Source organism: Yersinia pekkanenii (assembly GCF_001152565.1).
Lineage (GTDB): Bacteria > Pseudomonadota > Gammaproteobacteria > Enterobacterales > Enterobacteriaceae > Yersinia > Yersinia pekkanenii.
Genome location: NZ_CQAZ01000015.1, coordinates 47,642 through 59,994 on the forward strand (window position 1 = coordinate 47,642; position 12,353 = coordinate 59,994).

Here is a 12,353-nt window from a genome sequence, read left to right on the forward strand (position 1 = left end):
TGATAAATGGAAAACCAAATACTGACACAACTCTATGGTCGAGGTTGGGCTTTTCCACCGCTGTTTTCCTTGGAAAAGGGCGCAGTGATGGCTGAAGGTGCGGAGGATGTCCGGCAAAGTTTGCAAATTCTCTTCAGCACCGAGCCAGGAGAGCGCCTGATGCGAGCAGATTACGGTTGTGGATTGAATGATTTTATGTTTGAAAATATCCGTAACGAATTGATAGCTGAAATTGAGTCACGTATACAAGACGGCATTTTACGTTACGAAACCAGGGCTGATATTACGGATATTCAGGTCAGTCAGTCTCTCAATAGCAGTAATACGTTACAGATGCGGGTTGCTTATCGTTTACGCGGTAGTGAAATTAACCAGCAAATTCAAGGCTCACTTGCTTTGGCTGAGGGGCAAGCTGCGGAGGTAGCATGAGTGAAGCTATTGTGATTGACGGGGATTTATTGATGTTTGAACCTATGTTTGGCGCTCGTACGGTACAGGTTATCAGCCCAGGGATAATAAGGGGTACTGGTCATGCGCAGATTAATGGAAAAAAGCTATGTATCCTGGGTGATGAGGCGCAAGTTAATGTTCCGGCGGTTTATTATAGTTCCCAATTTCCTACTCAGGGAACAGGAACCATCACAATCAGTTTATTGGACAGCAGCCAGCAGGCGCTTCACCGCACCAGCGGTGCGCCCTTGATTGTCAAAGGGCAACAATTTACCGCAACATTTTTAGTGGAGGTTCCAGCAATGGCTCCTAATATGGCGCCTGATAATCTCTCCCCTTCGTCAGGAAAAGGGCGTTTTATTACTCAACAAAATTTTGCCACTGTTAATTAAATTAGCAGCCTAAATAAATAGCATTAAAAATGGAGTGAATAGTAGTTTATTCGCTGAGGGTGCTCTGTGCTCTAAAAACACAGGTGATATTATGGAATTAATTGAACTAAATCATAAATTGTTAGGGTTAGTGCCAGATTCAGATTTTAAATTGGATAATATAAATAGTTTTAAATTGCTTGAAAATATTAAAAAATATACTCATAACATCCCTTTTAATAATGATGGTGAGTTTTGGGATGATTTTTTATTTATGTGTGAAAATGATCCGGAAAAACTGGCTAAATTATATCTGGCGGAAAATGAGAGTAATGGGGAATTACTGCCCCACCAAGCTTTTATACTGGCTATTTTGCAAGTGTTGGAAACGCCCAGAGCATTATTGAATACCTTACCAGCGGCCCACCGCAATCTGTATTATCGGGATCTATTAGGTTTATCTTCCCGGCAGGCACAACCCGATCAGGTCGCCCTGTCTATTGCATTAAATCCAACAGTGACTGAGAAACTGCTGGTGAAAGAGACCTTATTTGAGGCGGGTCAAGATGCACTAGGCAATCCATTGCACTATGCACTGGATGCCAGCTTGCTGGCCAACCGCGGGTATATCAGTGATCTACGTTGGTTACGGCAAGGTGAATCTGATCAATGGCTCATCGCAGCCCCGCTGGATGTTCAAAATCAGGTTGAATTACCGGCTACGGGGATCCGACTATTCAGTGAAACTGTCGGAGATCGGCCTGTAGTTAATGGTTGTTTGATTCAGGCTGCACTGCTGGCAATGGCTGAAGGCGAAAGAGCCATCACTCTAACCTTTGCGCAACCCGTTACAGACTCGCAGTTTACATCGGTAGAAATCAGTAGCGGCGATCGGTGGCTGGCATTAACGCCAGTGGTGACGTCGCCCAAGGTAACATTCACGCTTTCCGATCAGGAACCGGCAATCAGTGCTCCTGATAATCTTGATGGTCTCATTTTTGAGCAACCGGTTCTGCGGTTACAAGTAGCGCAGGGCCTGCAATTGCCAACGGTGGTCACTGTCAGTGTTGAGCAGCGCCCGGTAGAGGAGCTTGATAGCCTACCCGAAGTAAAAACCGCGACAGCGACGAATATCCTGTTTGACTTGTATTATTTAACGCCTTTTGGTTACAGCCTGAGCGCCGAACCGGCGCAGGAAGATCCCTCTCTTTATTTAGGTTTCTCTGATATAGAACCCGGCCAGACACTCTCGTTGTATTGGAAGTTAAAAAGCCCAATACAACCTAAGGTTGACTGGTATTACCTAAATCAAGCTAACCAGTGGGCCGCTTTAAATGCCTGGGTAGACGATGGTACTCAAAATCTGTATCAGGATGGTGGCTGGAGTCTGCTTCTACCTGCAGATGCGGCTAATCAGGCGAGCCAAATGCCAACTGATCGTTATTGGCTAAAAGGGGTGGTTAATGTACTCGCTCAAGAAGGCAGTTGGAGAAACTACCCTTTATTACAAGGTGTTATCTATAACGCGATGACGGCAACGCTGATCAATGCCACTACCATTAGCGATAGCCATTTCTTACCCGCTTTATCTGCCGAGTCTATCCAACGATCTGTTGAACCTATTTCGGTGGTGTCCTCGGTGGTTCAGCCATGGGCATCATGGGGCGGTCGGAGGGCGGAATCTCATGGCGAGTTCTTTGAACGTGAGGCCCTACGCCTCTCGCACCGTAACCGAGCGCTGACCTGGGGCAATATGGCTACGCTGTTAAAAGCGCGTTATACCAGTATTTTTGACGTTAAATACCCCACTCATGATGAATTAACCCAGGTGTCAGCGTTAGAGCAACAACAACTGACGGTGATCCCGGCTAACCGCTATAACGATAGCGATGACGCCTTACGCCCGGTGCTTAACCCCGCTCGGCTGGCAGAAATGGCCGATTGGTTGGAACAGCGGGACTCGCTTTGGGCTTCTATTACCGTTACTAATCCGAATTACATCGATGTGTATATCGATTATCAGGTGATTTTCACCTCGGGCGTTAATCCAGATTTTGGCTATCGCCAGCTACGGCAAAGCCTGAGTCAAGCATATATGCCCTGGAGTAGTGACGAGCAGCGAGCGGTGATTATGAACAATAGCATTGGCTACTTTCAACTGCTGGCAACGATCCAGCAACATCCATTGGTTGAGCGAGTCACTTATCTGACCTTACAGCGGGAAGATGTGATGGTTAGCCCCAGTGAGACGGCATCGGTGAATGCAGAAAATAACGAGGTGCTGGTTCTGGTCTGGCAAGACGATGACGCAGCGCAACGCCGAGGAAAAAACCATGAGTAATCAGGATCCACTGTTTCACCTCGTGAAAGAGGATATTCATTTCGACACATTGTTAAGTCAGGCTCATCAGGTGGTTGAAGAGCATGCCGGGAAGTTGTGGACGGATACCACAGAGCACGATCCTGGTGTGACAATGCTTGAGGGGTTTAGTTACGGGGCCTCTGATTTAGCCTACCGCCATACACTGCCGCTACAAGATTTACTCACCCCAGAATCTGCCGAGCAGCAAGGTGAGGGGGTTTTCCCCACAGAGTTTGGCCCGCACCGTGCGCTAACCTGTGGCCCGATCACTGCTGATGATTACCGAAGATCATTGCTGGATTTACACAGCAGCGATTGGCCGGCAGAAACGGCCCATGATGATGACGATTTTTTATTCCGGAATGTGCAATTAGTGCGTGAACCGGAAGATCAGCGCTACACCTATTGGTATGACACGGAGAAAAGAGAATACAGCTTTGCCAGTGGTGACGATGCGAAAAAACTCACCTTACGGGGTAACTACTGGTTGTATCTGGAGCCGACTCGTCAAACTCAACTTAATCTTGCTACAGCGAAAGAGCAACTCAGCGATTTTTTGGCGGACAACCGTAATATTGGTGAGTCGGTCAGTCATATTATCTGGCTGAAGCCGGTTGATTTTCCACTGTTACTGGATATTGAACTGGATGATGATATTCAGAATATCCCCAGTGTATTCGCTAATGTATACACTAGGGTAGAACAGTATCTGATGCCCAGAGCATTGCGTTACAGCACGCAATCGCTGCAACAACAGGGTATGAGCAACGAGGATATTTTTGAAGGGCCGCAGTTGAAACACGGCTGGATCCCTGAATTACCGGCACGTAGGGATTATACCAAAGGTGTAACCCTTAATCTGAGCCGGCTAGTTAATAGCTTGCTAGACATTGACGGAGTCAAAAATGTTAGCCGCATGATACTGGATAGCCGTGGCGATAACGCTCAAATCACGCCTGTTGCGAATGAAGCCTGGTCATGGCAAATAAGCGCTGGGTATTATCCCCAACTGTGGGGCGTGGATCCGATTAATCAATTGGTACAGTCAGTGCGGATGATGGCTAAAGGGGGAATCAACGTTACTGCCGATGTACAGGATATTATCGACAGTCTGCCCCATGCATCCCTCATCCAAAATCTACCGGTTATCTTAGGCTATGGTCAACATCGCGATGTGGGTAGCTATCATCCGGTCAGTGATACCTTGCCGCCGTGCTACGGTTTACAACAGTCATTGTCAACGCAGCCTGAGTCAGAACGCATACGGGCACTGCATCAGTTTATGCTGCCGTTTGAGCAATTACTGGCGAATGGCTGCCAACAATTAGCTATGTTGCCACAACTACTGGCTTTTCAACGTACAGGTACTCAGGTATGGGGGGAGCAGTGGCCCTTTAAATCGGGTTCCGTGAACGACGAAGCTCACCAAGCTTATGCCGCAGGCTTAAAACTCTGGTTGAAGGGAATTGCGCAAGATACTGAACAGGAACTGAATATTATCAATTACCTGTTGGGTTATTTTGCTACGCAACGAGCTCCATGCCTCCTTACCCTCGATCCTGGCGATTTCCTTGCTGTGCAACAAGGCTACCTGGCGCAGCAGACGGTATTAACCTACCATCGCGATAATATTCGCATTGACCAGGTGTCGCCGTTACAAAAACGTATTGCTGCCCGCATGGGATTGGGTGGAGAATTGTTTCATTCACAGCCCGATTTAAGCCAGTTGCCTTTCTATCTGATCGAACACCGCGCATTGTTACCCATCAAACCCAACGCGGAGTTTGATGCTGAACAACAGCCAGATTCGGTGCGGATTGACGATGGAGATAACGGTCAACACTCTCTGGTGATAACCCAAACAGGTATTAGTGATAAGTTGACGCAAGGGCAAGTCGTCAATCTGGTGTTGTATGAGGGTGATGCGAACGCAAATAAGTTTATTTTACGCGGGCAAATGATTGTTAAGAGCCAAGGTGATAGTTTTTGGCTGGATACCAATAACAGTACACAATTGCAAAACAACTTAGAGCGAGTGCTGGCGGCGGCGAAGGCTGACAAGTTGGTCTGGCAAAATAGCCCGGTATGGTTGGAGGATATGAATTACCGCCTGGCCTATGCCGGTGATCAGAAGCAGGATGACGTACCACTGCCGGATAATCAACGGCGGTTAACCCGAACTCCGCAAACCCCCTTTCCGAGCCTGATTAGGGTAGGAAGTGAAATAACGTTAACCAATAACTCTGGGCTGATGCGTGCGGTGGGGGGAGCCACGCCGCAGCTTTACGCTAAGGTAATCAGCTTTGATCGTATTCAAGGTACGCTGGTGATTGAACGCCAGGATAATTCCACTTTAGTTTTCCCCAGCCTTGAAGATGATTGGCGTTACCATTGGCATTTCTCTGGCGATGAATATGAGCGTACTGACCGTTTCTCATTTGTCATTAGTGCGGTGATGAGTAAGAAGTTAATTAAATCAGAACTACTCAGCGTGGACCCGTATAAATTAGAGGAGTGGGTTAAAGATACGATCATCACTGAACTCCCTGCCCATATTTCTATTATCATCCATTGGATGGATCACGAACAGTTTTTAAACTTCGGCAGGACTTATCGACGCTGGCAGGATAATGGTACCCCATTGGGTGATGCATCTTATTCTATTCTGGAAAATCTAACATTAGGGAAATTGCCCTCTGGTGCGACGGGTATTGGCACTATGCGTATTGCTAGCCAGACTCAGCGCACCGAAGTTGTTGGCAGCGATGAGACAGAGTGGAACACAAATATGATAATTCAGAATGAATTGTACTATATACCGAAAGAACGTGATAAATAATTCATCTAACTAATTAAATTTTATTAATCCTATTTATGGAGTTAACCATGAACGATACTTATTCTTTAATCACAGACCAAGAAAACCCAATATCAAATAGCCGGGCAGCGGTAGGGACAGACACTAATAATTTAAAAGAAAGGTTTAAAGAGGGCAGTATTCCCCTGCAAACAGATTTTAATCAATTAATTGATATTGCGGATGTAGGGCGTAAGGCTATGGGCCAAAGTACAGGGCAAAGCGGTGCTCCCGGTGCAGGATTACAGCTGGATATCGCAGGGCTTCTGTCCGTAAAGCTAAAGACTAGCAGTGGGTTAACGGTGGGCAATGATGGCTTATCGGTTACACCAAAACCTAGCTTTGGATTAGCGACTGATGCGAGTGGATTATATATTGCTTTGAATTCTGTCGGGGGACTGAATGTGAGTTCAACTGGCGTGGCGATTAAACCAAAGCCCAGTGGCGGTTTAGCTGTATCAGCGGATGGAGCGTCGGTGACACTCAGACCTTCCGCCGGGCTTGCGGTTGATAACAACGGAATATCTGTCTCTTTAAATTCGGCTGGGGGTTTGAATGTTGCGGCTGCGGGTGTGGGCATTAAGGCGAAGCCGATTGGGGGCTTAATGTCGGATACGACAGGGGCATCTGTTATGTTAAAACCTAATGGTGGAGTAATAGTAGATTCAAGCGGTATTTCTGTGAAGCCAGGTAGAGGAATGGAAGTCACCGCTGATGGCGTTAGTATAAAAGATGAATTCGCTTTCCAGAAAGGAATGATTCTGATGTTTTCGGGTAGTGTGGCTCCAACAGGTTGGGCTCTTTGTGATGGACAAAATAATACTCCCAATTTGATTGATAGATTTATAATGGGGGGAACGTTTGGTGATCAAAACGGTAAATCATCGACGGCATTTTCAGGGGGTAAAAATGCAAAATTAACCTCTATAACAACTAAAAAATCTACAGTAGCGGTAAACGGTTCGACTGACGGTACCGCAATTACATTAACTCAAATGCCAACACATAATCACATTGGGGGATTAATTGGAAACAGTGACAGATTTGGGAAATATGGCAGTGAGTATATCTCTTTCGACAAAGGTATCGGGTATCCTGAGCATTCAACCGGTAGTTATGGACAACGGACAAGTTCTTCTGGTAACGGGGAGGCTCATAAACATAATATTAATTTTACTACTGTAGAACACGGGCATGATATATCGCTCACCGTACCTTATTATATTCTTGCGTTTATTATAAAGTTATAAGATCCAGAGTGTTATGTATAGGGCTTGTGTCTACATAATAAAATACAATCTGAGGTTGTAAATTATATTGATGTATGGCAATAAGTATGGATACATGCTTATTGCTATGTTACTTATAAATAATAATGTATGATTGAGGTTATTCAATGAATCAATATAAACCTCCAATGAAATCTCTAGTACATAAAAGTAAAATAGCCATTGAAACTTGTGGATTTAGTAGTGATAAGTTAATTTCACAAGTTTCTCATTTATTTCATGAGAAACTAAGTGAGATTATTAAAGGGCAAGTCCACAAGCTTACATTAAATAGGAAAGCTGATTTATTCCTCGGTTGTATTACTCTGGACCTCGGGGAAGTCAAAAGTAACGTATTTGAAACCCAGCTGGCGGATAAATTAGCCATAGCATTAGAAAAAGAATTATCAGCCTATTATGACGCTACACCTACATTTTCACCCGATAAAGCCCGCCCGCAACCGGCGGGGTTATTCGGGAGCCATAATGTAAAAAATAGAGTATCCGTTCAATCTGAACAGCTATTGCCGCCGCAGTCCTTAGCGGCTCCCTTCTTTGGGCCAGTGCGAGGGCCGGCATTGATAGCTGCGGTTGATCACTATTTACAACAAGGTGACTGGCCAGCGGCATTAAATCCGCACTCCCCCATGGATACCGGCAACAGCCGGTTGATGGAGCAAGATCTCTGGCACCACATCCATCGCCAACCTCAGCAATGGTTACCGATGCTGGCAAAGCACGGCTTAAAGCCGTTGGGACAGCGGCGTTTGGCGATGATCCTTCCACCGGCGGCACAGCAGGCGCTATGCCGCTTACTGGCTGAAGGTCGCCCGGAGCCAATCACCATGGTGACGCAACTCAATCATGAATCAATAGCCACGCCAGCACCATTCACTACCGCGGCAGAGCGCTATTTTGGCAACCAAAGTGTAGTGGCAAAAGATAACCATGAGGCTATATCGACTCAGCCAAAATGGTTACCACAAAAAACGTCATCAACCGTATCAGGTTTAACCCACGGAGTAGAAATAGATATCTCAGATTCTAACCTTGTCACGACGCTCAAGGGAAATAAACCACCAACATGGTCAGAGGCAAAACCGGTAGCTCAACCTGTGGGAGTCGATATGACGCCAAGATCAGGAGAGGTTTTGGCGGTCAGTAATGCGGGCAGTTTGATTTTTTGGCCACTGCTATCAACATTTTTTAGCGTTTTTGGTTTGTTAGAAAAGCAGGTGTTTATTAATCAACAAGCACAGGTGGACGCGGTATGTTTACTTGATTGGCTAATCTGGGGGGATGACGAAATATCTCACGGGCGGCTACCCTTGAATAAGATGATTTGTGGCTTACCGATTCATTTTGATACGGCATGGTGTACACCGACAGCGGAACAAAAAGTCTTGATCAGCGAATGGTTAGAAAAAATTCGACAACAACTTCCCGCCTGGAAACGAATGGGGGCCAACGATATTCGGACACTATTTCTCCAGCGCCCAGGCCAAATCATTTGGCTTGATGGTGCGGTGACGATTGGAGTTCACCCAGAAGCTTATGATGCGTTGATCAATACCTGGCCGTGGCCGATGAATATGGCCTGTTTTAACTGGCTGCAACAACCATTGAGTATTCAATGGCTATAACGTATTCCACTTAATATTCCTAGCCGAGTAAAAATATGACTCTCTCATCAGACTTTCAGCCTGTCTTTAATCAGCATAACGACTGCCAATTATCGCTGCTATTTCGTGAACTGGAACGTATAGATCTTGTCTTGCAGGATTATTACTATCGCCTCGGCAACCCGCAGCACGATTCGTTTAATAAGTTTTTGTTAAGCGAAGAAGAGGTAAAAGTGCGAATTAATCAACCTATTGGCAGACCTCATTGGGTGGCCGTCACGCAGGCACTAAAGTTCTCACTGGGAAATAAACATTCAGCGGTGGCCGAAGGTTTAACTGACCTCATTAGCCGCTTTGAACTCACTGATTTTGAGCGAGATACCTTGTTATTGGGTTTATTACCCCATTTTGACAAGCGTTATTATGGGCTGTTTTCTTTGATTCAAGAGGAACAACAAAGCCAGCTACCCAGTTTTTCATTGGCATTAGACTTATTTTGTTATTCAGAAATGGAGAGGCGGGCGCAGCAAGCCAGTTTCTTACACCGGGCACCCTTGATCGGTTGTCAGTTAATATCGATTGATAACAATAAAAAAAACCTGGCATGGAGCCAAACCACTTTTATTGCCGACAGTGGTGTTTATCATTTTTTACTTGGGCATCATTATCTGGCTCCGGCATTAACACCATGTGCTGAATGGTCAGCACCATCGGCACTGCCCTTTTATCCTGCAAGCTTAAAACAATCGCTAAACACGGTGTTATTAACTGGGGATATTGAGCCTCGTCCGGTTGTATTACTGCGAGGAATGATGGGGAGTGCCAGGGCCTATACTGTTGCTAATATCTTCGCATCAGAAAATCGACCGACGCTGTTGGTTGATATAGGTAAATATACTGAGAACGATGACGATGCAATATTAGTACGGTTAAAACACCTGTTGCGGGAAGCTCGGATGTGGGGAGCGGGTATGGTAATACGCAACTTGGGCGCATTGATGGAGACGAATACCTCACTACTTGAATCCTTATCTGAATTATTGAACCAACCGGGATTAAGGGTAGTTTGCTTAGTTGAACCGTATTCTCCACCATTATGGCTAAAAAAAACGCCAACATTACAAATAGAAATGCCGATCTTTACTCATGAGGAAAAAATTCAACTGTTAATTACCCAGTTGCCAGATAACCGCTCAGCAGATATTGATCCCGTCATGCTAAGCCAGCGTTATAACTTTAATCCGGAAAGTTTACCGCTTATTTTGCAGGAGGCAGAACTCTATCAGCAACAACGTAACTCTGCGGATATATTGCAACAATATGATATTCAAAAGGCATTAAATTTACGTACCCAGCAGAATTTTGGTCAGTTAGCGCAAAGAATTACGCCGAAGCGTACATTAAGCGATCTCTTGGTATCAGATAATATCATGCAACAATTACACGAGATCTTCACCGCAATTAAATATCGGGAAAAAGTATTAGCGAGCGGTTTTAAAGATAAGGTTAGCTATGGCATAGGGATTAGTGCGCTATTCTACGGTGACTCAGGAACAGGGAAAACCATGGCCGCGGAAGTACTCGCCAATACCATTGGCGTAGATTTAATCAAAGTCGATCTCTCTACGGTGATTAATAAATATGTGGGCGAAACTGAAAAGAATCTCTCCCGTATCTTCGATCTGGCAGAGTTGGACGCCGGCGTTTTATTTTTTGATGAAGCAGATGCATTATTCGGTAAACGCAGCGAAACTAAAGATGCTCAGGACAGGCATGCCAATATTGAAGTGTCTTATCTGTTACAGCGCCTGGAGAGCTATCCTGGCCTGGTTATTTTATCGACCAATAATCGCAGTCATTTAGACAGCGCGTTTAATCGTCGCTTTACCTTTATTACACGCTTTACTTATCCTGATGAAGCATTGCGATATCAAATGTGGCAAAAAATATGGCCCAAAAATATTAAAGTTTCACCGGATACTGATTTTAGTAAATTAGCACAGCGAGCGAATATCACCGGTGCCAACATTAGAAATATCGCCTTGTTGGCCTCGTTTTTTGCCGAAGAAAATGAAAATCAAGAAGTTAGTCATATTAATATCGAAGCTGCCTTAATGCGTGAGTTAGCCAAAACAGGCAGGCTCGCCATTTAATGTTTCAGTAAAAATTTAGCAATAAATTAAAATGAGACCATTTTAAACATTCAGTATTTATTATTAACTTAGAGGATTTAGCATGTCGAAATATCAAACAATAATTGAAGTGAATAAAGCAATGGAGACTATGTTGCGCGAGTATTTGAATAAAGAAGTCGCTATTCGTTTTGATTTGCCGGATGTTGATGCCGTACAGTCTGACGCCGCGGTAAGTGTGTTTCTTTATGATATACACGAGGATCTACAGCTTCGCACCGCTGAGTCTCGCGGGTTTAATGCCGGAGCGGGGCGGTTATTACCCGGTTGGGTCAATATCAAGTGCAATTATCTAATTACGTATTGGGAATCTACCGGGCCTGCTACGGATGCCAGTAGCCCGGATAGTCAGCCAGACAATCAGGCAATACTGGTCATGTCTCAGGTACTGGATGCGTTAATTAACAACCGCCAATTGACAGGTATTCCTGGAGCCTATACGCAGGTTATTCCACCCAAAGAAAACCTGAATAGTTTGGGGAATTTCTGGCAATCATTAGGTAATCGTCCACGTCTTTCACTTAATTATTGTATTACTGTGCCGATTAGCCTGAGTGATAAACAAGATGAAGTGACGCCGATCAAGTCACTGTCTGCTAATATTGAGCAAACGGCTCCGCTCCATCCACAGATAATCAGTAATGCACTTCGGGAACTATTGATTGTTACCATCGGTGGTGGTGTTGAAGCCAGATTGGCGGTCACTCATGTTGATTTGGATACCACCCCTATTGCCAATATGACAGGTGATATATCTAAAGTAACGGTTTCATTGCTAGTTTCCGGTATTACGGGGGCGGAATATTTCGTCCAGATGGGGGCTGTTTTTGATGGCTGGGTAAGTAATGAAACCGCTGTGATAAATTGCGATGGCTCTGACGTTTATATCAACTCTATTGATAAATCGGGCTTGTCTGAGTTTAAGTGAAAGTGTAACAATTAAATAATTCCAAACACCTATTTAGGTATATTACTTTAATCGTCGTAAATATTCATCCGGCACTATATTTACCAACCTATAACGTCAGTAATATACCATTCCTGAGGAGTACGAAGATAAGGAATGTCCCCTATACCTTAATTTAACCAATATGCATTTAGTTATATTGACGAGGTACAGAATTTTGCCACTTGCTGGTTGTGGAGCTATAACCATGAACGTCCACACATGGGGCTGGGTGGTATAACACCGATGCAAAAACTGACATTGAGCACAAATATTCTACTATAA

At 44.8% G+C, this 12,353-nt stretch carries 8 protein-coding genes and 1 pseudogene; all 9 read left to right on the forward strand.

Going from position 1 to position 12,353, the window contains the following annotated elements:
• Positions 1 to 6 precede the first annotated feature (6 nt).
• Positions 7 to 429, forward strand: coding sequence for a GPW/gp25 family protein (locus AEP37_RS09565; RefSeq protein WP_049612727.1), 423 nt, complete (start codon positions 7 to 9; stop codon positions 427 to 429).
• Positions 426 to 842: a hypothetical protein gene (locus AEP37_RS09570; protein ID WP_049612729.1), complete on the forward strand. Its 417-nt coding sequence runs from the start codon at positions 426 to 428 to the stop codon at positions 840 to 842. The genes AEP37_RS09565 and AEP37_RS09570 overlap by 4 nt, the downstream gene beginning before the upstream one ends.
• 91 nt (positions 843 to 933) lie before the next feature.
• Complete coding sequence (locus tag AEP37_RS09575) at positions 934 to 3,162, forward strand: baseplate J/gp47 family protein (RefSeq protein WP_049612731.1); 2,229 nt, start codon at positions 934 to 936, stop codon at positions 3,160 to 3,162.
• Positions 3,125 to 6,022, forward strand: a complete 2,898-nt coding sequence (locus tag AEP37_RS09580) for a hypothetical protein (protein ID WP_328286896.1) — start codon at positions 3,125 to 3,127, stop codon at positions 6,020 to 6,022. Before AEP37_RS09575 ends, AEP37_RS09580 begins: the two co-directional genes overlap by 38 nt.
• Before the next feature lie 47 nt (positions 6,023 to 6,069).
• The gene (locus tag AEP37_RS26950) at positions 6,070 to 7,290 is read left to right on the forward strand and encodes a tail fiber protein (RefSeq protein WP_049612735.1); all 1,221 of its coding nucleotides are present in this window, start codon (positions 6,070 to 6,072) and stop codon (positions 7,288 to 7,290) included.
• Between the two features lie 146 nt (positions 7,291 to 7,436).
• Entirely contained in the window at positions 7,437 to 8,951 is a 1,515-nt protein-coding gene (locus tag AEP37_RS09590) for a contractile injection system tape measure protein (RefSeq protein ID WP_049612737.1), read from the forward strand.
• A 35-nt stretch (positions 8,952 to 8,986) separates the two neighbouring features.
• Positions 8,987 to 11,083, forward strand: coding sequence for an ATP-binding protein (locus tag AEP37_RS09595; RefSeq protein WP_049612739.1), 2,097 nt, complete (start codon positions 8,987 to 8,989; stop codon positions 11,081 to 11,083).
• Between the two features lie 82 nt (positions 11,084 to 11,165).
• On the forward strand, positions 11,166 to 12,050 hold the full coding sequence (locus AEP37_RS09600) for a DUF4255 domain-containing protein (protein ID WP_049612741.1): 885 nt from the start codon (positions 11,166 to 11,168) through the stop codon (positions 12,048 to 12,050).
• A 168-nt stretch (positions 12,051 to 12,218) separates the two neighbouring features.
• A pseudogene (locus AEP37_RS24800) lies at positions 12,219 to 12,353 on the forward strand (integrase core domain-containing protein); the annotation flags it as partial.

What these genes read in the sequence shown, in the direction of transcription:
- AEP37_RS09565 (WP_049612727.1), top strand. Translation starts at nt 7, where the DNA reads ATGGAAAACCAAATACTGACACAACTCTATGGTCGAGGTTGGGCTTTT.
- AEP37_RS09580 (WP_328286896.1), top strand. Translation starts at nt 3,125, where the DNA reads ATGACGCAGCGCAACGCCGAGGAAAAAACCATGAGTAATCAGGATCCA.
- AEP37_RS09570 (WP_049612729.1), top strand. Translation starts at nt 426, where the DNA reads ATGAGTGAAGCTATTGTGATTGACGGGGATTTATTGATGTTTGAACCT.
- AEP37_RS09595 (WP_049612739.1), top strand. Translation starts at nt 8,987, where the DNA reads ATGACTCTCTCATCAGACTTTCAGCCTGTCTTTAATCAGCATAACGAC.
- AEP37_RS09575 (WP_049612731.1), top strand. Translation starts at nt 934, where the DNA reads ATGGAATTAATTGAACTAAATCATAAATTGTTAGGGTTAGTGCCAGAT.
- AEP37_RS26950 (WP_049612735.1), top strand. Translation starts at nt 6,070, where the DNA reads ATGAACGATACTTATTCTTTAATCACAGACCAAGAAAACCCAATATCA.
- AEP37_RS09590 (WP_049612737.1), top strand. Translation starts at nt 7,437, where the DNA reads ATGAATCAATATAAACCTCCAATGAAATCTCTAGTACATAAAAGTAAA.
- AEP37_RS09600 (WP_049612741.1), top strand. Translation starts at nt 11,166, where the DNA reads ATGTCGAAATATCAAACAATAATTGAAGTGAATAAAGCAATGGAGACT.